The sequence below is a fragment of the Mumia sp. ZJ1417 genome (assembly GCF_014127285.1).
In the GTDB taxonomy this organism is placed as follows: Bacteria; Actinomycetota; Actinomycetes; order Propionibacteriales; family Nocardioidaceae; genus Mumia.
On sequence record NZ_CP059901.1, the window covers coordinates 1,621,702 to 1,647,494 of the forward strand.

The 25,793-nt window shown below is 70.4% G+C and carries 21 protein-coding genes; 20 read left to right on the plus strand and 1 reads right to left on the minus strand.

Going from position 1 to position 25,793, the window contains the following annotated elements:
- The first annotated feature begins 85 nt into the window (after window positions 1-85).
- From H4N58_RS07845 to H4N58_RS07915, 15 genes are all read left to right on the plus strand, one after another.
- Window positions 86-1,567, plus strand: coding sequence for a UDP-N-acetylmuramoyl-L-alanyl-D-glutamate--2,6-diaminopimelate ligase (locus tag H4N58_RS07845; RefSeq protein WP_370465468.1), 1,482 nt, complete (start codon window positions 86-88; stop codon window positions 1,565-1,567).
- Entirely contained in the window at window positions 1,564-3,006 is a 1,443-nt protein-coding gene (gene murF / locus H4N58_RS07850) for a UDP-N-acetylmuramoyl-tripeptide--D-alanyl-D-alanine ligase (protein ID WP_167251888.1), read from the plus strand. The genes H4N58_RS07845 and murF overlap by 4 nt, the downstream gene beginning before the upstream one ends.
- A complete protein-coding gene (mraY, locus tag H4N58_RS07855) occupies window positions 3,003-4,067 on the plus strand; it encodes a phospho-N-acetylmuramoyl-pentapeptide-transferase (protein WP_167008404.1) in 1,065 nt (354 codons plus the stop codon). The genes murF and mraY overlap by 4 nt, the downstream gene beginning before the upstream one ends.
- The gene (gene murD, locus H4N58_RS07860) at window positions 4,064-5,530 is read left to right on the plus strand and encodes a UDP-N-acetylmuramoyl-L-alanine--D-glutamate ligase (protein WP_167251887.1); all 1,467 of its coding nucleotides are present in this window, start codon (window positions 4,064-4,066) and stop codon (window positions 5,528-5,530) included. The genes mraY and murD overlap by 4 nt, the downstream gene beginning before the upstream one ends.
- Window positions 5,531-5,570: 40 nt before the next feature.
- The gene (ftsW, locus tag H4N58_RS07865) at window positions 5,571-6,842 is read left to right on the plus strand and encodes a putative lipid II flippase FtsW (RefSeq protein ID WP_243843119.1); all 1,272 of its coding nucleotides are present in this window, start codon (window positions 5,571-5,573) and stop codon (window positions 6,840-6,842) included.
- A gap of 1 nt (window position 6,843) precedes the next feature.
- On the plus strand, window positions 6,844-7,947 hold the full coding sequence (gene murG, locus H4N58_RS07870; protein WP_167252070.1) for an undecaprenyldiphospho-muramoylpentapeptide beta-N-acetylglucosaminyltransferase: 1,104 nt from the start codon (window positions 6,844-6,846) through the stop codon (window positions 7,945-7,947).
- The gene (murC, locus tag H4N58_RS07875; RefSeq protein ID WP_167008409.1) at window positions 7,944-9,368 is read left to right on the plus strand and encodes a UDP-N-acetylmuramate--L-alanine ligase; all 1,425 of its coding nucleotides are present in this window, start codon (window positions 7,944-7,946) and stop codon (window positions 9,366-9,368) included. The genes murG and murC overlap by 4 nt, the downstream gene beginning before the upstream one ends.
- Window positions 9,369-9,370: 2 nt before the next feature.
- Window positions 9,371-10,081 carry a cell division protein FtsQ/DivIB gene (locus H4N58_RS07880; RefSeq protein WP_167008411.1) on the plus strand — a complete coding sequence of 237 codons (711 nt, stop codon included), beginning with the start codon at window positions 9,371-9,373 and terminating at the stop codon, window positions 10,079-10,081.
- 48 nt (window positions 10,082-10,129) lie between these two features.
- A complete protein-coding gene (locus tag H4N58_RS07885; RefSeq protein WP_167008413.1) occupies window positions 10,130-10,582 on the plus strand; it encodes a hypothetical protein in 453 nt (150 codons plus the stop codon).
- Between the two features lie 219 nt (window positions 10,583-10,801).
- The gene (ftsZ, locus tag H4N58_RS07890; RefSeq protein WP_167009319.1) at window positions 10,802-12,040 is read left to right on the plus strand and encodes a cell division protein FtsZ; all 1,239 of its coding nucleotides are present in this window, start codon (window positions 10,802-10,804) and stop codon (window positions 12,038-12,040) included.
- Window positions 12,041-12,043: 3 nt separating this feature from the next.
- Complete coding sequence (pgeF, locus tag H4N58_RS07895) at window positions 12,044-12,784, plus strand: peptidoglycan editing factor PgeF (protein ID WP_167008416.1); 741 nt, start codon at window positions 12,044-12,046, stop codon at window positions 12,782-12,784.
- Entirely contained in the window at window positions 12,781-13,494 is a 714-nt protein-coding gene (locus H4N58_RS07900) for a YggS family pyridoxal phosphate-dependent enzyme (protein ID WP_167008419.1), read from the plus strand. Before pgeF ends, H4N58_RS07900 begins: the two co-directional genes overlap by 4 nt.
- Before the next feature lie 55 nt (window positions 13,495-13,549).
- Window positions 13,550-14,050: a cell division protein SepF gene (locus tag H4N58_RS07905; RefSeq protein ID WP_167008422.1), complete on the plus strand. Its 501-nt coding sequence runs from the start codon at window positions 13,550-13,552 to the stop codon at window positions 14,048-14,050.
- 20 nt (window positions 14,051-14,070) lie between these two features.
- Window positions 14,071-14,364, plus strand: coding sequence for a YggT family protein (locus H4N58_RS07910; protein ID WP_167008425.1), 294 nt, complete (start codon window positions 14,071-14,073; stop codon window positions 14,362-14,364).
- A 128-nt stretch (window positions 14,365-14,492) separates the two neighbouring features.
- The gene (locus tag H4N58_RS07915) at window positions 14,493-15,266 is read left to right on the plus strand and encodes a DivIVA domain-containing protein (RefSeq protein ID WP_167008428.1); all 774 of its coding nucleotides are present in this window, start codon (window positions 14,493-14,495) and stop codon (window positions 15,264-15,266) included.
- Window positions 15,267-15,398: 132 nt separating this feature from the next.
- Here the strand turns inward: H4N58_RS07915 and ileS are convergent, their stop codons facing one another.
- Complete coding sequence (ileS, locus tag H4N58_RS07920; RefSeq protein ID WP_255490706.1) at window positions 15,399-18,545, minus strand: isoleucine--tRNA ligase; 3,147 nt, start codon at window positions 18,543-18,545, stop codon at window positions 15,399-15,401.
- A 497-nt stretch (window positions 18,546-19,042) separates the two neighbouring features.
- Here ileS and H4N58_RS20935 point away from each other — a divergent pair, with 497 nt between their 5' ends.
- From H4N58_RS20935 to H4N58_RS07945, 5 genes are all read left to right on the plus strand, one after another.
- Window positions 19,043-19,963, plus strand: a complete 921-nt coding sequence (locus tag H4N58_RS20935) for a TraR/DksA C4-type zinc finger protein (protein ID WP_167008430.1) — start codon at window positions 19,043-19,045, stop codon at window positions 19,961-19,963.
- Window positions 19,964-20,010: 47 nt separating this feature from the next.
- Window positions 20,011-20,565 (plus strand): signal peptidase II, encoded by a 555-nt coding sequence (gene lspA, locus H4N58_RS07930; RefSeq protein WP_243843120.1) that lies wholly within the window; start codon window positions 20,011-20,013, stop codon window positions 20,563-20,565.
- Window positions 20,562-21,509, plus strand: a complete 948-nt coding sequence (locus tag H4N58_RS07935; RefSeq protein ID WP_167008434.1) for an RluA family pseudouridine synthase — start codon at window positions 20,562-20,564, stop codon at window positions 21,507-21,509. Before lspA ends, H4N58_RS07935 begins: the two co-directional genes overlap by 4 nt.
- A 141-nt stretch (window positions 21,510-21,650) precedes the next feature.
- Complete coding sequence (gene dnaE / locus H4N58_RS07940) at window positions 21,651-25,187, plus strand: DNA polymerase III subunit alpha (protein ID WP_167008437.1); 3,537 nt, start codon at window positions 21,651-21,653, stop codon at window positions 25,185-25,187.
- Window positions 25,184-25,714, plus strand: a complete 531-nt coding sequence (locus H4N58_RS07945) for a hypothetical protein (protein WP_167008440.1) — start codon at window positions 25,184-25,186, stop codon at window positions 25,712-25,714. The genes dnaE and H4N58_RS07945 overlap by 4 nt, the downstream gene beginning before the upstream one ends.
- Window positions 25,715-25,793: the final 79 nt, after the last annotated feature.

The window sequence follows — 25,793 nt, forward strand, 5'->3', positions numbered from 1 at the left end:
GATACGCTCGGCCACGATGTCTGCTGAGCCTCCACTCCCGCTCGACACCCGACCACCGTCGGTCGATCCCGTGCCGGTCACCGCACTGGCGACGACGATCGGCGGCCGGGTCGTCGGCGCACCGCCCGAGACCGTCGTGACCGGGGTCACCCTCGCCTCGTCGGACGTCCGCGAGGGTGACTTGTACGCGGCGCTGCCGGGTGCACGCACCCACGGCGCGCGCTTTGCCGCACAGGCGGTCGACGCCGGTGCGGTCGCCGTCCTGACCGACGCCGAGGGGGCCGCGATCATCGCGGACGGCCCGGCGACGGTCCCGCTGGTGGTCGTGGACGATCCTCGTACCGTCCTCGGCGCCGTGGCCGTCACGGTCTACGGCGATCCGGCGCAGCGTCTGACGACGTTGGGGATCACCGGCACCCAGGGCAAGACGACCAGCGCCTACCTCGCCGCCTCGGCGCTGCGGGCGTGCGGCGACCAGGTCGGTGCGATCGGGACGACCGGTGCCTTCCTCGGCGGGCGCCCGGTGGCCTCCGCCCTCACGACGCCCGAGGCGCCCGCTCTCCACGCACTGTTCGCGGTGATGGAGGCCCACGGCGCCGACGCCGTCGTGATGGAGGTCTCGAGCCACGCGCTCGCGCTGCACCGGGTCGACGGCGTCGTGTACGACGTCGCGGTGTTCCTCAACCTCGGGCGTGACCACCTCGACTTCCACGCCGACGTCGAGGACTACTTCGCCGCCAAGGCCGCGCTCTTCACGCCCGAGCGCGCCGCGCAGGCGGTGATCGACATCGACGACCCGTACGGACGCCGGCTCGCGGACGCGACGTCCCTGCCTGTGACGACCGTGTCGCTCGAGGGACGCGTGGAGGCGCACTGGCGCGTCGTCGCGCTGGAGACCACCGCGTCGGGGTCCCGGGCCCGCGTCGTCGGTCCGGACGAGGTCGAGCACGACCTCGTGGTCCGGCTGCCCGGCCGCTTCAACGTCGCCAACGCCCTCGCCGTCCTCGCGGCGGTGACGGCCACGGGACGAGCGGTCGAGGACGCGCTCGCCGGCATCGCCGCCTGCGAGGGCGTCCCCGGACGCATGGAGCCCGTCGACGAGGGCCAGGACTTCACCGCGATCGTCGACTACGCCCACAAGCCCGATGCGCTGCGGGCCGTGCTGTCGTCCCTGCGCGGGCTCGGTGACGGACGGTTGCTCGTGGTCGTCGGTGCCGGGGGAGACCGTGATCCCGGCAAGCGCCCCCTGATGGGTGCCGTCGCCGCCGAGCTGGCGGACGTGGTGGTCGTCACGGACGACAACCCGCGCAGCGAGGATCCGGCGACGATCCGTGCCGCGGTGCTCGAGGGAGCCCGCGAGGCAGGAGCCGCGGCCGAGCTCGTCGAGATCGGCGACCGCCGCGGAGCGATCGTCCGTGCCGTCGCTCAAGCACGTCCCGGCGACGTGGTCGTCGTGGCGGGCAAGGGGCACGAGCGTGGCCAGATCGTGGGAGACGTCGTGCACCCGTTCGACGACCGGAGCGTGCTGTCCGAGGCGCTTCGTACCCGGCTCGGGGGCGACGCGTGATCACGACCGCACTGGGACGGGTCGCCGAGATCGTCGGCGGGACTCCGTACGACGTCGAGGGTGTCGATGTGACGGCTCCCGCGACCCTGGACTCGCGTCGTGTCGAGTCGGGAGGCCTCTTCGTCGCGGTGCGCGGCGAGCACGTGGACGGTCACGACTTCGCGCCTGCTGCCTATGCGTCAGGTGCCGCCGCCGTGCTCGGCGAGCGTCGTGTCGATGGTCCCTGCGTGGTCGTGGACGACGTCGAGGCAGCGCTCGCGCGCCTCGCACGCGACGTCCGGGACCGGCTCGACGGCTGCGTGGTCGTCGGCGTCACGGGGTCGCAGGGCAAGACCAGCGTCAAGGACCTTCTGGCCCAGGTGCTCGACGCGAGCGCACCGACCGTGGCGACCGCCGGCAACTACAACAACGAGCTCGGCGTCCCGCTGACGGTGCTGCGCGCCGAGGCTGCGACCCGCTACCTGGTCGTCGAGATGGGCGCACGCGCGGTCGGCAACATCGCCGCGCTCTGTGCGATCGCCCGACCCGACATCGGCGTCGTCCTCAACGTCGGCACGGCACACGTCGGAGAGTTCGGGTCGGTCGAGGCGATCGCCCGTACCAAGGGTGAGCTCGTCGAGTCTCTCCCCGCGCACGGAGTGGCCGTGCTCAACGCCGACGACCCCGCGGTCGCCGCCATGCGGTCGCGCACGGTCGCGACGGTGCGGACGTACGGCACCACGCCGGGTGCCGACGTCGTCGCCGACGACGTACGCGTCGGCGACGACGGTGAACCCCGCTTCGTCCTGCGTGCCGACGGGCTCTCAGCCGCGGTGCACGTCCCGCTGCTGGGCGCCCACCAGGCGTCCAACGCGGCGGCTGCCACGGCTGCCGCGCTCGCTGCCGGGCTCTCGCTCGACTCCGTCGTGGAGGCGCTCGCGCACGTGACGAACCGGTCGGCCTGGCGGATGGAGCGGTCCGTCCGGTCTGACGGGCTGATGGTCGTCAACGACGCCTACAACGCCAACCCGGAGTCCGTGGCCGCCGCCCTTCGCGCGGTCGTCGCGATGGCGCACGGGAGGCGGGTCGTGACGGTGCTCGGTGAGATGCTCGAGCTCGGCGGTGCGGCGGGTGCCGCGCACGCCTCCGTTGGTAGTCTCGCAGCCGACCTCGGTGTCACCCAGGTCGTCGCCGTCGGTGTCGGTGCGCGTCAGATCCATGAGGCCGCCGCGGCCGCCGGCGCTGACTCGGTGCTCGTCGACGACCTCGACGACGCGCTGGCGTGGTTGCGCGGATACCTCCGTGCGGGTGACATCGTGCTGGTCAAAGCTTCACGGGCCAGCGGTCTGGAGCGGTTGGCGGCGGCGCTGCTGGCCGAGACAGACCCACAGAGAAGAGTCGCGGACGCCGAGTCCACCAGCGGCGAGGCACGCGACGACGAAGGGAACGACGCTCGATGAGGGCCATTCTGATCGCCAGCGGGTTCGGGCTGATCGGCACGCTGCTGGGCACGCCGCTCGCGATCCGCCTACTGGTGCGCAAGGGCTACGGTCAGCTCATCCGAGACGACGGACCGACCTCTCACCACACCAAGCGCGGCACGCCCACGATGGGCGGTCTCGTCATCATCGTCTCGGTCGTGGTCGCGTACGCGCTCGCCAAGCTGATCACCGGGACGTCGCCGTCGGCCTCCGCGCTGCTGCTGCTCTATCTCTTCGTCGGACTCGGGCTGGTCGGGTTCCTCGACGACTACATCAAGGTCATCAAGCAGCGCAGCCTCGGGCTGCGCTCCAAGGCGAAGCTGGCAGGGCAGGCGATCGTGGCCCTGAGCTTCGCGCTGCTGGCCCTGAGCTTCCCCGACGGCAACGGTCGGACGCCGATCTCCGAAGGCATCTCCTTCATCCGTGACATCCCCGGCTGGACGCTCCCGGCGGCCGTGATCGTCGTCTGGGTGCTCGTGATGATCTGGGGCACGAGCAACGCCGTGAACCTCACCGACGGGCTCGACGGCCTCGCCACCGGTGCCTCGGTGATGGTGTTCGGCGCCTACATGCTCATCAACCTGTGGCAGAGCAACCAGTCCTGCGCCTTCAACCCCGGGCCCAAGTGCTACGACGTCCGAGACCCGCTGGACCTCGCCGTCGTCGCGGCAGCTCTGACCGGTGCGTGCTTCGGGTTCTTGTGGTGGAACGCCTCTCCGGCCAAGATCTTCATGGGCGACACGGGTTCGCTCTCGCTCGGCGGTGTGATCGCCGGCTTCGCGATCATGACCCGCACCGAGATCCTGCTGCTCGTGCTCGGCGGCCTCTTCGTCATCATCACGGTGTCGGTGATCCTGCAGGTCGGCTGGTTCAAGATGTCCGGCGGCAAACGCCTGTTCAGGATGGCGCCGCTCCAGCACCACTTCGAGCTGATGGGCTGGGCGGAGATCACGATCGTGGTCCGGTTCTGGATCATCAGCGGACTGTTCGTCGCGCTCGGACTCGGCATCTTCTACTCCGAGTGGGTCAGCGGCCTGTGAGTGCGCCAGACGTCGACCGTCTCGGCCGCGAGGACTCCTGGGAAGGCGTTCATGCGGTGGTCGCCGGGCTCGGCGTCAGCGGCTATGCGGCCGCGGACGCGCTGGTCCAGGTCGGCGCCCAGGTCACGATCCTCGACGACGGCGACACCGACCAGCTGCGCGACCGCGCCCAGATCCTCGAGGTGCTGGGCGCCGACGTCCGTCTCGGCTCCGGCGCCACGGCGACCATGCCCGACCGCGTGGACCTGCTCGTCCCGTACCCGGGGCTCCCCCCACGTACGCCCATCGTCGCCGAGGCGCTCGGGCGCGACGTGGCCGTGTGGTCCGAGCCGGAGCTGGCCTGGCGGCTGCGCGCACCCGGCGCTGCGCCATGGCTCGCGGTGACCGGCACCAACGGCAAGACCACCACCGTCCAGATGCTCGAGTCGATCCTCGCCGCTGCGGGGCTACGCGGCCCTGCGGTCGGCAACATCGGCGTCCCGGTCACCGAGGCGGTGATGGACCCGCTCGGCTACGACGTCCTGGCGGTCGAGCTGTCGAGCTTCCAGCTGCACTTCGCCGACCGGATCGCCTGCGAGGCGTCAGCGGTCCTCAACGTCGCCGACGACCACCTCGACTGGCACGGAGGTCGAGACGGCTACGCGGCCGACAAGGGGCGGATCTACGAGCACGTCGCGCGGGCGTGCGTCTACAACGTGGCCGATCCGGCGACGGAGCAGCTGGTCCGCGCGGCCGACGTCGCCGAGGGCGCGCGGGCGGTCGGGTTCACTCTCGGCGTCCCCTCGGTCGGGATGCTCGGGATGGTCGACGATGTGCTCGCCGACAGGGCGTTCGTCGAGGAGCGCCGTACGAGCGCCGCCGAGCTCGCGACGCTCTCCGACCTCGCGGGTCCCGCGGGCGAGCCTCCGGCACCGCACGTCGTCGCGAACGCCCTGGCGGCGGCTGCGCTCGCCCGGGCGCACGGCGTCGCCCCGGCCGCGGTGCGCAAGGGGCTCCGCGGCTACGAGCCAGGCGCCCACCGCATCCAGCGCGTCGACGAGGTCGAGGGCGTGACGTACGTGGACGACTCCAAGGCGACCAACCCGCACGCGGCGCTGTCGTCCCTCCAGGCATACCCCTCGGTCGTGTGGGTCGCGGGCGGTCAGGCCAAGGGCACCCGATTCGAGGACCTCGTCACGCGCGCGGCGGACCGCCTGCGGGCCGTGGTCCTGATCGGTGCTGATCGCGCGACGATCCACGAGGCGTTGCGGCGACACGCGCCCGAGGTACCCGTCGTCGAGGTCGACGCGGGCAAGGATGTGCTCATGGATCGTGTCGTGGACGCGGCCGCAGGGTTCGCCCGGATGGGTGACACCGTGCTGCTGGCGCCAGGATGCGCGTCCTTCGACCAGTTCACGGGCTACGCCGAACGAGGGGACTCCTTCGCCGCAGCCGTGGCCAGGTACGCAGCGTCGCGGCGGTGACCTCGTCGCCCTCGACGTCGAGGAGATCGGGAGGCGCGCGGTGAGCAGGTCCGGCAGGCACTCGTGGACCGCGACCGTTCGCGAGGTGCTCGAGAAGCCGCTGACGTCGTACTACCTCGTCCTCGCCGTCTCCGCGCTCCTCGTGGGCTTCGGGATGGTGATGGTGCTCAGCGCGAGCTCGGTCACCTCGTACCAGAACAGCGGCAGCCCGTACGCCCTCGCGGCGCGGCAGGCAGGCTTCCTCGTGGCGGCGCTGGTCCTGGGCGCGATCGCCTGGCAGCTCCCGCTGCGCGTGCTGCGCTGGTTCGTCTACCCGCTGCTGCTCCTCGCGCTCGTGCTGCTCGCGCTCACCTTCACGCCGTTGGGCTACGAGGTCCGGGGCAACCAGAACTGGCTGAACTTCGGCGGACCGTTCCTCATCCAGCCCTCCGAGATCGCCAAGCTCGCGATCGTGCTGTGGACCGCCGACCTCTACGCCCGCAAGCAGCGCCTCCTGAGTGACCCCAAGCACGTGCTGATCCCGATGCTGCCGGTCACCGGCTTCGTCGCGATGCTCGTCGTGCTCCAGCGTGACCTCGGGACGGCGCTCGTGCTGTTCGCGATCATCCTCGGGATGCTGTTCGTCGCCGGTCTGCCGGGGCGCGCGTTCCTCGTCGCGCTGCTCGGCACCGCCGCCATCGCGCTCTTCTTCGTCCAGTCCAGCGACGAGCGGATCAAGCGCATCACGTCGTTCACCGACCCGTTCGCGGACGCCCAGGGCAGCGGCTACCAGGCCGCGCACGGGCTGATGGGGCTGGCGACCGGGCAGTGGCTGGGCGTGGGACTCGGCGGCAGCCGTCAGAAGTGGGGGGCGCTCCCGGGGGCCCACACGGACTTCGTCTTCGCGGTCGTCGGGGAGGAGCTCGGGCTCGTCGGGGCGCTGTCCGTGCTCATCCTCTTCGGGCTGCTCGCGTACGTGGGGTTCCGCATCGCCCGCCGTGCTCGTGACCCTTTCGCCCGCTACGCGGCCGCCGGCATCACGGTGTGGCTGATGGTCCAGACGATCATCAACATCGGCATGGTGCTCGGCATGCTGCCGGTCATCGGCATCCCGCTCCCGCTCATCTCGTACGGTGGGTCTGCACTCGTCCCGACCGTGATCGCGCTCGCCCTGCTGGCGAGCTTCGCGCGGACCGAGCCGGGGGCGGCCGCTGCCCTGCGCGTGCACCGCCGTCGACGCGGCCCGCGCACCGGTCAGCAGCCCGGGGGAGTGCAGAAACCCTCGACTCCCGCACCACGACCCGTCGGACGCACTGTCCGAGAGGAAGGATGACCTGGTGGCGCTACGCGTCCTGCTGGCCGGCGGAGGAACCGCCGGCCACACCTCACCCCTGCTGGCGACCGCGGGCGCGGTTCGCCGGCTCGCTCCCGACGCCGAGATCACGGCGCTCGGGACACCGCGTGGGCTGGAGGTGACGCTGGTGCCGCAGGCCGGGTACCCCCTCGAGCTGGTGCCGGCCGTCCCGCTGCCCCGCAGCCTCGGCGCCGACCTCCTGAAGGTCCCGGGCAAGCTGGCGGGCACGGTGAAGGCGACCGGTGAGGTGTTCGACCGTGTGCGCCCCGACGTCGTCGTCGGGTTCGGCGGGTACGTGTCGGTCCCGGCGTACCTCGTCGCGCGCAAGCGCAAAGTCCCGATCGTCGTGCACGAGCAGAACGCGCTTCCGGGTGTCGCCAACAAGCTCGGTGCGCGGTTCACGCAGCAGGTGTTCACGAGCTTTCCCGAGACCCCACTCGTCCACTCGCGCTACATCGGCCTGCCGATGCGTGAGCAGATCGCGCACCTCGACCGGGAGGCGGAGCGTGCGCGGGCGCGCGCGGAGTTCGGCCTCGACCCCGACCGCCCGACGCTGCTGGTCACCGGCGGGTCTCAGGGTGCGCGCCGGATCAACCAAGCCGTCTCCGGTGCCGCCGACGAGCTCGCCGCCGCCGGCATCCAGGTGCTGCACGCCGCCGGTCGCGTCGAGGAGGCGCAGGTTGAGCGCGCGCCCGGCGAGCCGCCGTACGTAACCCTTCCGTTCATCGAGCGGATCGACCTCGCGTACGCGGCCGCCGACGGGATCGTGTGCCGCTCCGGGGCCAACACCGTCGCCGAGGTCGCGGCCGTCGGGCTGCCCGCGGTGTTCGTGCCGCTGCCGATCGGCAACGGTGAGCAAGCCCTCAACGCGCACCCGGTCGTGGGCGCGGGGGGCGGCATCCTCGTCGAGGACGCGGCGCTGACCCCCGAGTGGGTGGCGACGGCCGTCGTCTCGCTGCTGCGCGACTCCGCTCGTCTCGAGCGGATGTCCGCGGCGGCCTCCGACCTGATGCCGCGCGACGCCGACGACGTGCTCGCCCGCGAGATCCTCGCCGCAGCCGGCTCCGAGGCGGGCCAGGGATGAGGATCGACGTCCCTTCCGTGATCGAGCCCGCAGAGGATCTCGGCACGGTCCACCTCATCGGTATCGGCGGCGCAGGTCTCTCCGCGATCGCGCGGATCATGCTCGAGCGCGGGGTGAGCGTCCAGGGCAGCGACGCCCAGGACTCGCCGACGCTGCGGGCGCTGGAGGCGGACGGCGCGGTCGTCCACGTCGGTCAGGTGGCCGACAACCTCGGCGACGCGCAGACGGTGATCGCCTCGACCGCCGTACGCGACGACAACTCCGAGATCGTCGCGGCGCGCGCGCGTGGCCTTCGCCTCTATCCGCGCTCGGCTGGTCTGCAGTCGGTGATGATCGGCCGCGACGTGGTCGCCGTCGCCGGCACGCACGGCAAGACCACGACGACCTCGATGCTCGCGACGGCCCTGGTCCGTGCCGGGCTCGACCCGTCGTACGCGATCGGCGCGCCCGTCGCCTCGCTCGGGACCAACGCCCATGCAGGTCAGGGGCAGTGGTTCGTCGCGGAGGCCGACGAGAGCGACGGCGCCTTCCTTGTCTACGAGCCGTACGGCGCGGTCGTCACCAACGTCGACGCCGACCACCTCGACGTGTGGGGGACGCCCGAGGCGTACGAGGCCGCGTTCGCCGAGTTCGTCGACCGGATCGATCCCGCGGGGTTCCTCGTGCTGTGTGCCGACGACCCGGGCGCCGCCGCGCTCGCCGTCCGCGCGCGCCGGCGAGGCCTTCGCGTCATCAGCACCGGGCTCTCCGAGGGCACCGACCTGCGCGGCGTGGACCTGCTCACCTCCGGGGGCGGCACGTCGTTCACGGTGGTCCGCGGCGACGACGAGCTCGGTCGCGTCATGCTGCAGGTGCCGGGGCAGCACTACGTCGTCGACGCGCTCGGTGCGCTCGCCGCGGCACTGGAGTGCGGGGCGACGTTCGCTGACGCTGCCGCCGGCCTGGCCGCGTACTCGGGAGCGAGCCGTCGCATGGAGCTGATCGGCGAGGGTGACGGCGTGCGTGTGTACGACTCGTACGCCCACCACCCCGTCGAGATCGCGGGCGACCTCCAGGCGGCTCGGGCCCTTGCCGGCGGTGCACGCGTGCTCGTCGCGTTCCAGCCGCACCTGGTGAGCCGGACGCGGATCTTCGGCGCGGCGATGGGCCGGGCGCTCGGTGCGGCCGACGAGGTCGTCGTGACCGAGATCTACCTGGCGCGCGAGGATCCCGATCCCGAGGTGACCGGCGCGCTCGTCCGAGAGGCGGTCGGTCTGCCCGCGGACGCCGTGCACGCCGGCGAGCCGCCGGCGACGCTCGACGCGCAGCTCGCGTCGCTCGCCCGCCGCGGCGATCTCGTCCTGCTCCTGGGAGCCGGCGACATCACGACCGTGGGCCCGCGCCTCGTGGCGCGGCTGGAGGAGAGGACCCGGACGAGGTGACGGTGACGGACCGGTTCGCTGGGAGGCGCTGGCGGGCGCGCCTTCAGCGGCTGCGTCCGTACCTCCTCGTCGCCGCCGTCCTCGCGGCCGCGGGTGGTGTGGCGTGGACGGTGCTCGAGACGCCCGTGCTGGGGGCCCACCACGTCGACGTCCGTGGTGCGAGCACCGTCGGTGCCGAGGTCGTCCGTGCGCAGGCGGCGGTGCCGGACGGCCGCCCCCTGGCGCGGCTCGACCTCGGCGCTGTCGGCGACCGAGTCGAGGAGATTCCGCAGGTCGCCTCCGTCGATGTCCGTCGCCAGTGGCCGCGTACGGTCGTGGTCGAGGTCACCGAACGCCGGCCGGTGGCGCGCCTGGCCGGGCGCAACGATGTGCGGCTGATCGACTCCGACGGCGTGGTGTACCCGCCCGCCGGCAAGCCGCCCCGCAGGTTGCCGTCGGTGGAGCTGGCGTCCGGTGCCGGCCCGCGCGCCGAGGCACTGCGGGAGGTCGCCCAGGCCGTCGCTGCGATGGACGCCGGTCTCGCCCGCAAGGTCCGCGAGGTGCGTGTCAGCAGTCGTGACGCGATCACCCTCGAGCTGCGTGACGGCGCCGAGGTCGCGTGGGGGAGCGCGGACCACGCGGAGCTCAAGGCCGACGTGCTCTCCGCCCTGCTGAAGCAGAAGGCGACGGCGTACGACGTCAGTGCGCCGGAGCGGCCGACGATCGTCCCCTGAGCGGCGCACGAATCGCGAGCCCTCGTGGGCACGAGTAGCGTGCGCGACATGAGCGTCGCCGCTCCGGGCCGGTCGGCCAACGCTGGCGCGATCGCCGTCGGGATCGCGCAGTGCGTCCTGCTGGGCCTGGCCTCGCTCGTGGTCGCCACGTGGGCGTTCCTTGAGCTGACCAAGCGTCTCGCGCTCTCGACCGACCCACTCGACTCCGAGAGGGTGCTGTTCTGGTCGCTCGTCGGCGCGGTGGCGGTGCTCGTCCTGGTGAGCGTGGCGGCGGCGATGGTGTGGCGGCGCAGAGTGCTCGGTTTCACCGTGCTCGCGCTGGCGTGGGTGCCGGCCGCGCCGCTGTGCTGGATCGCCGTGGCGTCGTACCAGGATCTTGTCGTCGACGACGCGATGCCGGGCGTGGTCGCGTTCGGGGTGGTCGCCGGTGCCGCCAACGTCGTGCTCGGGCTCCTCCTGCGCACCCCGACGTCGTCTGCGCACCCGCCGCTCGCACGCTGAGGTCCCGTCCCCGATGTGTGCACCTAACCGTGCAGTCGCTCGGGCATTCCACGGCAAAGTGCACAAATCGGGGACGTCGCGTGCTGTGGCGGCGTGTCGGCGCCGAGGGCCGTCGGTCACCCCGTAAGTTCGTCACAGAACGCCGAGGTTGACATAACTATAACCCTGAAGTAGAGGGTTAGGGTTCCGGCTCGAGACACCAAGCATGTGAGGGGCACCATCGTGGCAGCTCAGAACTACCTGGCCGTGATCAAGGTGGTCGGTATCGGAGGTGGCGGTGTCAACGCCGTCAACCGGATGATCGAGGCTGGCCTCAAGGGAGTCGAGTTCATCGCGATCAACACCGACGCGCAGGCGCTGCTGATGAGCGATGCCGACGTCAAGCTCGACATTGGGCGCGAGCTGACCCGGGGTCTCGGCGCAGGCGCCAACCCCGACACCGGTCGTCAGGCGGCGGAGGACCACGCCGACGACATCGAGGACGTCCTCAAGGGCGCCGACATGGTGTTCGTGACCGCGGGCGAGGGTGGCGGCACCGGTACGGGTGGTGCTCCTGTCGTCGCGCGCATCGCGCGTTCGCTCGGTGCGCTGACCATCGGCGTCGTCACGCGGCCGTTCTCCTTCGAGGGACGCCGCCGCGCCAACCAGGCCGACGACGGCATCGAGTCGCTGCGCGAAGAGGTCGACACCCTCATCGTCATCCCCAACGACCGGCTGCTCTCGATCAGCGACCGCAACGTCACGATGATCGACGCCTTCATGCAGGCTGACCAGGTGCTCCTGCAGGGCGTCTCGGGCATCACCGACCTGATCACGACCCCGGGTCTGATCAACCTCGACTTCGCCGACGTGAAGTCGGTCATGTCCGATGCCGGCTCTGCACTCATGGGCATCGGGTCCGCCCGAGGCGACGACCGTGCGGTCGCCGCTGCCGAGATGGCGGTGTCGAGTCCGCTGCTCGAGGCCTCGATCGACGGCGCGCACGGTGTGCTGCTCTCGATCGCGGGTGGCTCCGACTTGGGTCTGTTCGAGATCAACGAGGCCGCGGCACTGGTCAGCGAGGCTGCGCACGCCGAGGCCAACATCATCTTCGGCGCCGTGATCGACGACGCGCTCGGCGACGAGGTCCGTGTCACGGTCATCGCTGCCGGGTTCGACGGCGGCACGCCCAAGCGTCGCGATGCGTCGCGCCCGGCGCTTCGCCGCGACGCCGCGCCGGCGCGTCCGGTCCAGAAGGAGGCGCCGGCCACGCCGGCGGCTCGCGAGGAGTCGTCATCGAACGGCAACGAGCGGATGCCTGTCGGCGTCCGGGCCAGCGCGGCCGAGTCGTCGAGCGATCGCCCGTCGTCGAACGGCACGTCGGCCACCGGCGTCGGCAACGGCACCCGTCCGGTCGCGCCGAAGCGCCAGGCCGACCCCTTCGAGGACGACCTCGACATCCCCGACTTCCTGAAGTAGTAGATGTTCGCCTTCCACGAGTCCTTGTCGCACGTCGACCTCGCGTTCACGGACCGGCACGGCGGTGAGAGTGCTGGTCCGTGGGCGTCGCTGAACCTGGCGGCGGGCAACGGCGACGACGCGGAGACAGTCGCACGCAACGTCGTGGCCGCCGCCCGTGCCCTCGGAGGAGACCCCTCCGAAGCCCGGCTCATGCGGCAGGTCCACGGGGACGGTGTGCACGTCGTCACCGCCGGCTCCCCGACCGAGCCGTACCCCGAGGCCGACGCGCTGGTCACCGCTGTGCCCGGCGCCGTGCTCGTCGTCCGGGTGGCCGACTGCCTCCCGATCGTGCTGGCTGACGACGAGGCGCGCGTGGTCGGAGTCGCCCACGCGGGTCGTCGCGGTGTCGTCGTCGATGTCGCGACAGCGACCGTCGAGGCGATGCGCGACCTCGGCGCGCAACAGATCAGGGCTTGGATCGGGCCGCGCATCTGCGGGCGCTGCTACGAAGTCCCCGCACAGATGCGCGATGACGTCGCCGGCCGGCTCCCGGTCGCGTGGGCACAGACGTCGTGGGGGACCCCGGCGCTCGACCTGGCCGCTGCAGCGTCCGAGCAGCTCGAGAAGGCCGGCGCGCGTGTCCATGATCTCGCGGGTGACCTCCCGGTCTGCACGTACGAAGGAGAGTCCGACTTCTTCTCGTACCGGCGCCAAGGGGAGCAGTCCGGCCGGCTCGGCGGGCTCGTACGGATCCGCCCGTGACCGACAGGCGCGCGGAGCTCGCGCACAACCTCGCCTCCGTACGGCAGCGGATCGCTGCGGCCGCGACTGAGGCGGGACGCGCCCCCGAGGACGTGACGATGGTCGTGGTGACCAAGACCTACCCCGCCTCCGACGTGGCGCACCTCGCCGCCCTCGGCGTCACCGACGTCGGTGAAAATCGTCACCCCGAGGCGGCCCGCAAGCGCGAGGAGGCCGGTGAGGCGGGGGCAGGGCTGCGCTGGCACTTCGTCGGCGGGCTCCAGACCAACAAGGCCGGCGCCGTCGCCCGCTACGCGGACGTCGTCCACTCGGTCGACCGGCCTCGGCTCGTCGACGCGCTCGCAAGGGGCGCCGCGCTGGCGGGACGCGAGGTCGAGGTGCTGATCCAGGTCAACCTCGAGGGGCGTGACGACGACCCGGTCGGCCGCGCGGGGGCTGACCCTGCGGACATCCTCGCGCTCGCTGGTCGCATCGACGCCGCCGACGGTCTCGTGCTCGGGGGAGTGATGGCGGTGGCGCCGCTCGGCGCTGATCCGGACCCCGCGTTCGCCCGCCTGTCCGAGATCTCAGCCAGCGTGGCCGCGTCGTACCCGGGCGCGACGACGATCTCGGCCGGCATGAGCGGCGACCTCGAGTCCGCCGTACGACACGGCGCGACACACGTACGGATAGGGCGTTCAGTGCTCGGAGAGAGGCCCGCGCTCGGGTAGGTTGACTGAGACAGTGAGCACCGTTCAACCCGCAGTGGGTCCAGGAGGTCAGGCGATGGCTGGCGCGATGCGCAAGATGGGTGAGTACCTCGGCCTCGTCGAGCAGTCGGGCGAGTACGACGACTACGACGACTACGAGGCGGACGCCGAGACATCCCGTCGCACAACGGCACGTCCTGCTGTGCACGAGGCCGACTCCCGGACCGTGGCGCGCATCGACGAGCGGCGTCGGCCGACGCCGACACCCGGGCCGACCGCGGTCCCCGCGGCCGCCGAGTTCACTCGGATCACGACGCTCCACCCGCGGACGTACAACGAGGCACGGACGATCGGCGAGCACTTCCGCGAGGGCACGCCCGTCATCATGAACCTCACCGAGATGGACGACAACGACGCCAAGCGTCTCGTCGACTTCGCGGCCGGCCTCATCTTTGCCGTGTACGGCTCGATCGAGCGGATCACCAACAAGGTCTTCCTGCTCTCGCCCCCCAACGTGACCGTCACGGCCGAGGACCGCCAGCGCCTCGCGCAGGGCGGGTTCTTCAATCAGAGCTGACGCGAGGCACACTGACGTCCATGGTCGTTGTCGGCGAGATCATCAACTTCATCCTGTGGGCCTGCATTCTGCTCCTGCTGGCCCGCTTCGTCATCGACTGGGTCCAGGTGCTGTCGCGCTCGTGGCAGCCCAAGGGCTTCGTCCTCGTCATCTGCGAGGCCGTCTACTCGGTGACCGACCCCCCGATGCGCGCCGTGCGCCGGGTCATCCCGCCCATCCGCTTCGGCGGTATGGCGCTCGACCTGTCGCCGATGGTGCTGCTCATCGGGCTCTATCTCCTGCAGATCGTCAATGCACAGATCTTCTTCAGGTGAGCAGGACCCTTCTTCGGTGGAGGGGTCGCGCACTAGTGTGGTGTCCCGCGGGGTGCCGCAGGTGCTGTTTCCCCCACCGAGTACCGTTGTCAGGACTGTCCGATGAAACATGACCCCGAGGTGAGACCATGCCGTTGACGCCAGAGGACGTGCGGAACAAGCGATTTACCCCGGTCAGGCTTCGTGAGGGCTACGACATGGGCGAGGTCGACCAGTTCCTCGACGAGGTCGAGGCCGAGCTCGAGCGTCTGACCCTGGAGAACGAGGACCTGCGGAGCAAGCTTGCCGCCGCCTCGACCGGCTCAGGTTCGCCGACCTCGTCGTTCGACTCCTTCCGCGCGCCCGCCCCGGCTCCGGCCCCGATCGCTGCTCCGCCGCCGCCCCCGCCCGTTCCTACCCCGGCTCCCGCCCCGACCACCTCGGTCGGTGACGCGTCGAGTGCCGCCGCACGGCTGCTGGAGATCGCGACGCACAACGCCGACGAGCTCGTCGAGGCGGCCAAGAACGAGGCCGACCGGATTCTCGGCGAGGCCCGCACCAAGGCCGACCGCGTCGAGAACGAGGCGCGTGGCAAGGCCGAGCGCCTCGAGAGCGAGGCCCGGATGCGTGCCCAGAAGCTTGATGCCGAGACCGCCGAGCGCCGCCAGCAGGCCTTCGGCAACATCGAGAAGGAGCGTGACGACCTCAACCGTGAGCTCGAGCGCCTGCGCACCTTCGAGCGCGAGTACCGCAGCCGCCTCAAGAGCTACTTCCAGGCTCAGCTCTCGAACCTCGAGGGTGAGCAGTCGGTCGCGGCAGCGCTGCCGACGGCCGCTGCGCCGGCCGCCGTGCACTCGTCGACGCCGGAGCACGCTCCGCGCCGTCTCAAGTCGCTCTTCGGCGACGACGACGTGCGCTCCTGAGCCACTCGTACGACGCAGAGGGCCCCGCCCGACCGAGAGGTCGAGCGGGGCCCTTCTGTGTTGCCCGTCCGCCGGGGCGGGCCCGGGTGGCGGGTGGCCGTTGGGGCTTGGAGGGGAGGAGCGAACGGCCGGTCAGGCCTTCACGAGGGAGACGGTGACGCGGAGGTCCTCGTCGGTGGCGGTGAAGCCGTCGAGGAGGGCGGCGCCCTCCTCGAGCGCGACCGCCAGCACCTCGCCCGCGATCTGGTCGGTGTGCGCGCGGACGGCGTCCGCCGTCTCGCCCGACGCCGCCCAGGTGACGCGGATCCGGTCGCTGACCTCGAAGCCGGCGTTCTTGCGGGCCTCCTGGAGCATCCGTACGACCTCGCGGGCCACGCCGGCGCGGATCAGCGCGTCGTCGAGCTCGAGATCGAGCGCCACCGTCTCGCCCTGGTCGTTGACGACCGCCCAGCCCTCGCGCGGGCGCTCGGAGACGATGACGTCGTCGGCGGTCACCGAGACGTCCTCGCCGTCGACCTCGAGGTCGAGCGTGTACGCGCCGCCGTCGGCGACGCCGGCCGCAAGCGCGGCGGCGTCCGCCGACGCCACAGCGGACGCGACCACTGGGGTCTGCTTGCCGAAGCGCTTGCCGAGGCTGCGGAAGTTGCCCTTTGCGGAGTACTCGACGAGGTCGCCGGACGCACCGGCGAGCGACTCGAGCGTGCCGACGTTGAGCTCGTCGCAGACCTCCGCCCGCAGCTCGGGGCCGAGCTGGTCCCACGCGCGCGAGGGCACGAGCGCCCGGCGCAGCGGCTGACGGGTACGGACCTTCGCCTCGGCACGCGCCGCACGGCCCAGCTCGGTGATGCGCCGGGCCAGGGAGACCTGCTCGTCGAGCCCCTTCACGACCAGCGTCTCGTCGACGACGGGCCACGATGCCAGGTGCACCGAGGGCGCGGCATCGGGGGCGGAGGTGCGGAAGAGGTCCTGCCAGACCCGCTCGGTCACGAACGGGGTCAGCGGCGCCATCAGGCGGGTCAGGACGTCCAGCGTCTCGTGCAGCGTCGCGAGCGCGGCTGGGTCGCCGTCCCAGAACCGGCGGCGCGAGCGGCGGACGTACCAGTTGGAGAGGTCGTCCACGAACTGCGAGAGCAGTGCGCCCGTCCGCTGCGTGTCGAACCGTTCGAGGCAGGTCGTCACCTCGCCCACGAGCTCCTGCGTCCGCGAGGCTAGCCAGCGGTCGAGCACCGGGCGCTCGGCGACCGGCGGAGCGCCGTCTGCGGGCGACCAGCCAGCCGTACGGGCGTACAGGACGTGGAAGGCCACGGTGTTCCAGTAGGTCAAGAGCACCTTGCGGACGATCTCCTGCAGGGCGCCGTGGCCGACGCGCCGTGCCTGCCAGGGCGAGCCGGAGCACGCCATGAACCAGCGGACGGCGTCGGCGCCGTGGTCGTCCATCAGCGGCACGGGCAGCAGGATGTTGCCGAGGTGCTTGGACATCTTGCGACCGTCTTCGGCCAGGATGTGGCCGAGGCAGACGACGTTCTCGTACGAGTTCTTGTCGAAGACGAGGGTCGAGACCGCCATCAGGGAGTAGAACCAGCCGCGGGTCTGGTCGATCGCCTCGCAGATGTACTGCGCCGGGAACGCCTGCTGGAACTTTTCCTCGGACCCGGGCAGGTGCGGGTATCCCCACTGCGCGAACGGCATGGAGCCGGAGTCGAACCACGCGTCGATGACCTCGGGGACGCGTCGGTAGGTGCCCTCCTCGCCGTCGACGGTGAAGGTGACGTCGTCGATGTACGGGCGGTGGGGATCGAGGTCGGACAGGTCACGGCCGGTCAGCTCCGACAGCTCGGCGAGCGACCCGACGCAGACGAGCTTGCTCGGGTCGACGTCGTTGCGCCAGATCGGCAGCGGCGTCCCCCAGTAGCGGTTGCGTGACAGCGACCAGTCGATGTTGTTGCGCAGCCAGTCGCCGTACCGGCCCCACTTGATCGTCTCGGGGAACCAGTTGGTGCCCTCGTTCTCACGCAGCAGCGCGTCCTTGGCCGCCGTCGTGCGGACGTACCACGCGGGGGAGGCGTAGTACATCAGCGGCGTGTGGCAGCGCCAGCAGTGCGGGTAGGTGTGCTCGTACGGGACGTGGCGGAACAGCAGTCCGCGGAAGTCGAGGTCGTCGACGAGGGTGGCGTCGGCCTTCTTGAAGAACGCGCCGCCGATGAGGTCGATCCCGGCCTCGAAATGGCCGGTCGGGTCGATCGGGTTGACCATCGCGACGCCGTTGCGGCGGCACGACTGGAAGTCGTCCTCGCCGAAGGCAGGGGACTGGTGGACGAGGCCGGTGCCGTCCTCGGTCGTCACGTACTCCTCGTTGACGACGAAGTGCGCGCGACCGGGCCACTCGACGAGGTCGAACGGGCGGTCGTACGTCCAGCCGACGAGCTCGGTGCCCTCGAACCGGGCGTCGACGGTCCAACCCTCGCCGAGCACCTGCTCGAGAAGGGGCTCGGCGACGACCAGCGTCTCGTGGCCGTTGCTCGCGGCGACGTACGTGACGTCGGCCTTGGCGGCGACCAGGGCGTTGGACACGAGCGTCCACGGCGTGGTGGTCCACACCAGGAGCGACGCCTCACCCGCCAGCGGCCCGGAGGTCAGGGGGAAGCGGACGTAGACCGAGGGGTCGACGACCGTCTCGTACCCCTGGGCGAGCTCGTGGTCGGACAGGCCGGTGCCGCAGCGGGGGCAGTAGGGCGCGACGCGGTAGTCCTCGGTGAGCAGCCCCTTGTCGAAGATCTGCTGCAGCGCCCACCAGACGCTCTCGACGTACGGGGTGTCCATCGTGCGGTACGGGTCGTCGGTGTCGACCCAGTAGCCCATCCGCTCGGTCATCTGCTCGAATAGGTCGACGTTGCGCAGCACGGCCTCGCGGCACTTGGCGTTGAACTCTGCGACGCCGAACGCCTCGATGTCGGGCTTGCCGTTGAAGCCGAGCTCCTTCTCGACGGCGATCTCGACCGGGAGGCCGTGGCAGTCCCAGCCGCCCTTGCGCTCGACGAGGTAGCCCTGCATCGTGCGGAAGCGGGGGAAGACGTCTTTGAAGACGCGGGCCTCCACGTGGTGGACGCCAGGGGTGCCGTTGGCGGTGGGCGGTCCCTCGTAGAAGGTCCAACGGGGCGCGCCCTCACGGCGGGCGAGAGACTCCTCGAAGGTGCCCTCGCTCTCCCAGAGCGCGATGACGTCGCGCTCCATGGCAGGCAGGTCCACGTGGGCGGGGACGGGGTGGTACGCGGCGGTCACGGTGTTCCTCCGACAAGTCTGGAGCGGTGCTCGGCTTGGCGAAGGGACGAGGCCCGTGGGCCCCGCGGTACCACCCTCCTTGACGTACGGCGAGGCGTACGCCCTCTCTTGGCGCGCCGCTGCGCGGGTCTACTGCGCCTCGTACGGTCAACCCGTACAGGGCGGTTCTTCCGGCGGCTCCGGGGTGATGCGGCATGCGCTGTGCTCCGGGCTCCCACCGTCCCCAGATCGCTTCGGCACAGGTGGTCGCGCGTCGCGTGTCCCCATCGATACCTGCGGCTGGGACAAAGTCTAGTCCAGTACGCCCGACGTGGTGACGGGGGACGAGTTCTGGTGTCGGTCGTTGTCCGGAAGCGAACGCTCTGGGCGACACACGGCAAATCGGCTTGTGAACCTCTCGAGGCGCGCCTACAGTTCGGGCACCACGTCACATCGAGGCAATCCGGATCGGATCGCCTCGATGTGTGGCATTTCGTGCACATCGAGGGGGCACAGAGATGGCAAGCACGACCAAGACACGAGGAACGAACGCCGTGGGCCGTGGCGCCGCGGCGATCAAGGCTGCCGCACGCAAGGTCGGCGCGACGAAGTCCGCGGCCGCGAGCCGGACTAAGAAGGCGACGGCCGCGGCGAAGAAGGCGGCGCCGGCCAAGAAGACCGCGGCGAAGAAGGCCACGGCCAAGAAGACTGCGGCCAAGAAGGCGACGCCGGCCAAGAAGACTGCGGCCAAGAAGGCGACGCCGGCCAAGAAGACTGCGGCCAAGAAGGCGACGCCGGCCAAGAAGGCCACGGCGAAGAAGACGACGGCCAAGAAGACCACCGCCAAGAAGACCACGGCGAAGAAGACCACGGCCAAGAAGGCGACGCCCGCAAAGAAGGCGCCCGCCAAGAAGACCGTGACGAAGAAGTCCGTCGCCAAGAAGACGACGGCGAAGAAGACGGCGCCACCGAAGAAGAGAACGGTGTCGAAGCCCCGTACGACAGGAGCGAAGAAGACTGTGACCAACCCCACTGTGGCAGCGCCCGGGTCGCTTGCCGTCAAGCCGGACGAGACTCCGTGGACCGCCGAGGAGCTGGGAGAGGTGCGCGACGGCCTCCTGGCAGACCGGACGCGGCTCCTCGACGAGATCGGGATCGCCGAGCGCGGGCTGGCCGATCTCCTCAGCGGCGGCGTCGATGGTGCGGGCAACGACCAGGCCGATGTGGGCTCCACGTCGCTCGAGCGTGACGCCGAGATGTCGCTCGTGGCGAACCACCGCGACCTCCTCGTCCAGGTCGAGAAGGCACTAGGGCGCATCGAGACCGGGACCTACGGCAACTGCGAGAACTGCGGGCAGCCGATCGGGAAGATGCGGTTGATGGCGTTCCCGCGTGCCACACTGTGCATGACATGCAAGCAACGCGAGGAACGTCGCTGACCCCCGAGAGCGACTCCGTCCACCCCCGAGCACGGTCCAGAAGGATCGTGCTCTTCGGGGTGGTGGCAGTTCTCGGCTACCTCACCGACCTCATCACCAAGATCGTCGCCGTCGCCCGCCTCGAAGATGCGGACCCGGTCGTCGTGATCCCCCACGTCCTCCATCTGACGTTCGTCCGTAACCCCGGAGCCGCCTTCGGCATGGCCACGGGGTTCACGATCGTGCTCACGGTCATCGCGCTCACCGTCTGTGTGGTCGTGATCCGGATGGCGCGCCAGCTGCGGGACCCGTTCTGGGCGATCGGCCTCGGTCTCCTCCTCGCCGGCGCCCTGGGCAACCTGACCGACCGGATCTTCCGCGAGCCGTCGCCGCTGCAGGGCCACGTGGTCGACTTCCTCCAGTTCCCGGACTGGCCGCCCAACTGGCCGGTGTTCAACATCGCCGACGTCATGATCAACCTGGCGGCGGTGATCATCGTGGTCCAGACGGTCCGCGGAGTCGGCCTGGACGGGACGAAGGTCACCAAGAAGGAAGCCGACGCCGGCGAAGACAGGAGCGCCGACGGCGATGCCGCCGACGACCCGGACAAGGGCCCGGCATGACCGCTGATCCAGTCGGGGCCGAGCACCGGGCGTACTTCGTGCCCGACGGCCTCGCGGGCGAACGCCTCGATGCGGCCCTCGCCCGGCTGCTTGGACTGTCGCGCACCCGGGTCGCCGACCTGGTTGCGGACGGCCTCGTGACCGTCGACCACCGTCCGGCTGCCAAGTCGGACCGGGTCGAGGCGGGGGCCTTCCTCGAGGTCACCATCCCGCGTCAGCGTGACGTCACGGAGGTCGTCCCCGAGATCGTCGAGAACCTGCGGATCGTGCACGACGACGACGAGATCGTGGTCGTGGACAAGCCGTCAGGTGTCGCGGCCCACCCGAGCGTCGGCTGGACCGGGCCGGACGTCGTCAGCGGGCTCGCGGGCGCGGGTTTCCGGATCAGCACGTCGGGAGCCCCGGAGCGGCAGGGCATCGTCCAGCGGCTCGACGTCGGCACCAGCGGCCTCATGGTCGTCGCGAAGTCCGAGCACGCCTACACGGTGCTCAAGCGGGCGTTCCGCAACCGCGAGGTGGACAAGACCTATCACGCACTCGTCCAGGGGCATCCGGACCCGCTCGAGGGCACGGTCGACGCTCCGATCGGACGGCACCCCAAGCATGACTGGAAGTTTGCGGTCATGGCCGACGGGCGCGCGAGCGTCACGCACTACGAGACGCTCGAGGCCCACCGGTTCGCGAGTCTCGTGGAGATCAAGCTCGAGACCGGACGCACCCATCAGATCCGGGTACACATGGCGGCGCTCAAGCACCCGTGCGTCGGCGATCCGCTCTACGGCTCCGACCCGACGCTGACCAAGAGGGTGGGCCTGGAGCGCCAGTGGCTGCACGCTGTACGGCTCGGGTTCGAGCACCCCCGTACGAGGGACTGGGTCGACTTCGAGTCCCCGTACCCCGATGACCTCCAGCACGCGCTCGAGGTCATCCGCGCGGCCGACTGAGCCGTGCCCCAGTCCGACCGAAGTGTGCCCGCGGGCGCCGTGGCGGTTGCGTCGGAGCGCCTGTCGAATCTGTCGGTGCCGGTCGTCTAATCTGAACTTCTCTTCCCCGCCCGAACATGTGCCTGAGGAGGCCCCACCCCCATGTCGAGCGCCGACTCGTTCGTGCATCTGCACGTCCACACCGAGTACTCCATGCTCGACGGCGCGGCGAGGCTGACCGACATGTTCGCGCGGACGGCCGAGCTGGGCATGGACGCGATCGCGATGACCGACCACGGCAACGTGTTCGGCGCGTACGACTTCTACAAGAAGGCCAAGGCGGCCGGGGTCAAGCCGATCATCGGCATGGAGGCCTACCTCACGCCCGACACGCACCGTACGGAGCGCAAGCGCGTCCAGTGGAACAAGGGCGGCGGTGACGACGTCTCCGGCGGGGGTGCGTTCACCCATATGACGCTGCTCGCCCAGAGCACCGCCGGCATGCACAACCTGTTCCGGCTGTCGTCCCGCTCGTCGCTCGAGGGGTTCTTCTACAAGCCCCGTGCCGACCGTGAGCTGCTGTCCGAGTACGCCAACGGCCTCATCGCGACGACCGGGTGCCCTTCGGGCGAGGTGCAGACCTGGCTGCGCATCGGCAACTACGCCAAGGCGCGTCAGTCAGCAGCCGAGTTCATGGACATCTTCGGCCGCGAGAACTTCTTCGTGGAGCTGATGGACCACGGGCTCTCGATCGAGACCCGCGTGCGCGACGACCTGCTGAGGCTCGCCAAGGACCTCGACCTGCGCCTCGTGGCGACCAACGACTCGCACTACACGCACCCCGCCGACTCCACCGCGCACGAGGCGCTGCTGTGCGTGCAGTCCGGCAAGACGCTCGCCGATCCGACGCGGTTCAAGTTCGACGGCAACGGCTACTACATCAAGTCCCCGCAGGAGATGCGCCAGCTGTGGGAGCGCGATGCGGGTCTACCCGAGGCGTGCGAGTCGACCCTCCTGATCGCCGAGCGCTGCGAGGTCGAGTTCACCGAGGGCAACGGCACGTTCATGCCCCGGTTCCCGGTCCCCGAGGGCGAGTCGGAGGAGACGTGGCTCCTCAAGGAGGTCGACCGGGGCCTCGCCGTGCGTTATCCCGACGGCATCACCGAGGACGTGCGCAAGCGCGCCGACTTCGAGGTGGACGTCATCCTCAAGATGGGGTTCGCCGGCTACTTCCTCGTCGTCGCCGACTTCATCAACTGGGCCAAGGAGCACGGCATCCGCGTCGGTCCGGGCCGTGGCTCCGGCGCCGGCTCGATGGTCGCGTACGCGATGCGCATCACCGACCTGGACCCGATCGTCCACGGCCTGATCTTCGAGCGGTTCCTCAACCCCGACCGCGTCTCGATGCCGGACTTCGACGTCGACTTCGACGAGCGTCGTCGTGGCGAGGTCATCCGCTACGTCACCGAGAAGTACGGCGACGACCGGGTATCGCAGATCGTTACGTACGGCACGATCAAGTCCAAGCAGGCCGTCAAGGACGCCTCCCGCGTGCTCGGCTACCCGTTCTCGATGGGGGAGCGGATCACCAAGGCGATGCCGCCGCTGGTGATGGGCAAGGACGTCCCGCTCAAGGACATCTTCAATGCCGAGCACCCTCGCTACAACGAGGGCGGCGAGTTCCGGTCGCTGTACGACACCGACCCCGACGCCAAGAAGGTCGTCGACACCGCCGTCGGCCTCGAGGGCCTCAAGCGCCAATGGGGCGTCCACGCCGCCGGCGTGATCATGTCGAGCGAGCCGCTGCTCGACATCATCCCCGTGATGAAGCGCGAGCAGGACGGCGCGATCATCACCCAGTTCGACTACCCGACCTGCGAGTCGCTCGGGCTGATCAAGATGGACTTCCTGGGGTTGCGCAACCTCACCGTCCTCGATGACGCGCTCGACAACATCCGCAACAACCGGGGCGAGGAAGTCGTCCTCGAAGACCTCCCGCTGCGCGACGACGAGACGTTCGCGCTGCTGTCGCGCGGTGACACGCTCGGCGTCTTCCAGCTCGACGGCGGTCCGATGCGGGCCCTGCTGCGCAGCATGCGCCCCGACAGCTTCGAGGACATCTCGGCCGTCGGCGCGCTCTATCGACCGGGCCCGATGGGCGCCGACTCCCACAACAAGTACGCCCGCCGCAAGAACGGCCGCGAGAACGTCGAGCCGATCCACCCCGACCTCGCTGAGGCCCTCGAGGACATCCTCGGCGAGACGTACGGCCTGATCGTCTATCAAGAGCAGGTCATGGCGATCGCCCAGCAGCTCGCGGGCTACTCGCTCGGACAGGCCGACCTGCTCCGCCGCGCGATGGGCAAGAAGAAGAAGTCCGAGCTGGACAAGCAGTTCGCGAACTTCTCGGCCGGCATGGTGGAGCGCGGGTTCTCGAAAGCATCGATCAAGACGCTGTGGGACATCCTGCTGCCGTTCTCCGACTACGCGTTCAACAAGGCGCACTCGGCCGCGTACGGTGTGGTCTCCTTCTGGACCGCGTACCTCAAGGCGCACTTCCCCGCCGAGTACATGGCCGCGCTCCTCACCAGCGTGCGCGGCGACAAGGACAAGTCGGCGATCTATCTCAACGAGTGCCGTCGCATGGGCATCAAGGTGCTCCCGCCGGACGTCAACGACTCCGAGGCCAACTTCACCGCCGTGGGGCCCGACATCCGCTTCGGCCTGTCGGCGGTCCGCAACGTCGGCCACAACGTCGTCGACGCGATCGCCGAGGCACGGACCGAGAAGGGCACCTTCACCGACTTCTCCGACTTCATGGACAAGGTGCCTCCGGTCGTCTGCAACAAGCGGGTGATCGAGTCGCTGATCAAGTCCGGCGCGTTCGACTCGCTCAAGCACTACCGCCGCGCGTTGGTGACGATCCATGAGGACGCCGTCGACCAGTACATCGACCTCAAGCGCAACGAGGCGATCGGCCAGGACTCGCTGTTCGCCGGTCTGGACGACAGCGACGCCGGGTTCGCAGGGACGTCGGTCGTCGTCCCCGACCTCGACGAGTGGGACAAGACGACGCTCCTCGCCCACGAGCGGGAGATGCTCGGCCTGTACGTCTCCGACCACCCGCTGTTCGGGCTCGAGCACGTCCTGCGCGCCGCCAGCGACTGCACGATCGGTGACCTGATCGCCGACGAAGAGCGCCCCGACGGTGCGCAGGTGACCGTCGCCGGCCTCGTGACCTCGATCCAGCGCAAGCTCACCAAGAAGGGCGACCCCTGGGCGATCGTGACCGTCGAGGACCTCGAGGGCGCGGTCAACGTGATGCTGTTCCCGTCGGTCTACACGCTGTCGGGCCACCTGCTCGTCGAGGACGCCGTCGTGGTCGTCAAGGGTCGGCTCAAGCGCAAGGAAGACACTCCGGAGCTCTCGGCGACCGAGCTGACTGCGGCCGACCTCAGCGTCGGCCACGACGGTCCGGTCGTGCTCACGCTGCCGACGGCGCGTTGCACCCCGCCGACCCTCGACCAGCTGCGCGACGTGCTCTCGAGCCACCCCGGCGCGACCGAGGTGCATCTGCGTCTGGTCGGCACCAGGAGCACCAAGCTCATGCGGCTCGACGCACGGCTGCGGGTGAGCCCGTCGTCGTCGCTGATCGCCGACCTCAAGGCCCTGCTCGGACCAGGGTGTCTCGCCTCGTGAGGACCGAGGGCTCCGCGACTCGGGGGACGGTCGCGACCATCGTCGGCTTCCTCGTCGCCGGCGCTGTGGCGGGTGTCGCCTGGGCATTGCTCGCCGACCCCCTCCAGTACACCGTCGTCCGGGTCGACGACCGGTCCGGACTCAGTGCCGACGAGGTCGCCGCCTCGGCGGCCTTCGGTGTCCTCCTCACGTACGCGTGGGTCAGCGCGGTCGCTGCGGCGGTGTGGTCGGCGTTCGCGACCTGGCGCTGGGGGCGCGAGGGCGGGGTCGGGGTCGTCGCCCGTACGGCGATCGGCGCCGCGGTCGCCGCGTTGGTGGCGTGGGGTGTCGGGGTCCTGCTCGGGCCGCCCACACCAGAGGTCGGCTCACGGCCGGCCGGCGCCGAGGTCCCCGCGCGGCTCGGGATCGACGCCTACGGGATCCTGTTCGTCTGGCCTGTTGCCGCACTGTTGGCGCTCCTTCTGATCTCCTGGCTGATGCTCCCGCGTGAGCCGGTCGAGGAGATCCACGTCGCCGAGCCCGTCTGACCGCCCCGGCCCTCTGCGCCTATGCGTCGGCCTGCCTATCGCGGTTGTCGGCTTCGCCTGCCTGGGGCAGGGTGGAGGC

Coding starts and splice junctions, on each gene's coding strand:
- mraY (WP_167008404.1), top strand. CDS start 3,003: ATGAGGGCCATTCTGATCGCCAGCGGGTTCGGGCTGATCGGCACGCTG.
- murC (WP_167008409.1), top strand. CDS start 7,944: ATGAGGATCGACGTCCCTTCCGTGATCGAGCCCGCAGAGGATCTCGGC.
- H4N58_RS07885 (WP_167008413.1), top strand. CDS start 10,130: ATGAGCGTCGCCGCTCCGGGCCGGTCGGCCAACGCTGGCGCGATCGCC.
- pgeF (WP_167008416.1), top strand. CDS start 12,044: ATGTTCGCCTTCCACGAGTCCTTGTCGCACGTCGACCTCGCGTTCACG.
- H4N58_RS07905 (WP_167008422.1), top strand. CDS start 13,550: ATGGCTGGCGCGATGCGCAAGATGGGTGAGTACCTCGGCCTCGTCGAG.
- H4N58_RS07910 (WP_167008425.1), top strand. CDS start 14,071: ATGGTCGTTGTCGGCGAGATCATCAACTTCATCCTGTGGGCCTGCATT.
- H4N58_RS07915 (WP_167008428.1), top strand. CDS start 14,493: ATGCCGTTGACGCCAGAGGACGTGCGGAACAAGCGATTTACCCCGGTC.
- H4N58_RS20935 (WP_167008430.1), top strand. CDS start 19,043: ATGGCAAGCACGACCAAGACACGAGGAACGAACGCCGTGGGCCGTGGC.
- H4N58_RS07935 (WP_167008434.1), top strand. CDS start 20,562: ATGACCGCTGATCCAGTCGGGGCCGAGCACCGGGCGTACTTCGTGCCC.
- dnaE (WP_167008437.1), top strand. CDS start 21,651: ATGTCGAGCGCCGACTCGTTCGTGCATCTGCACGTCCACACCGAGTAC.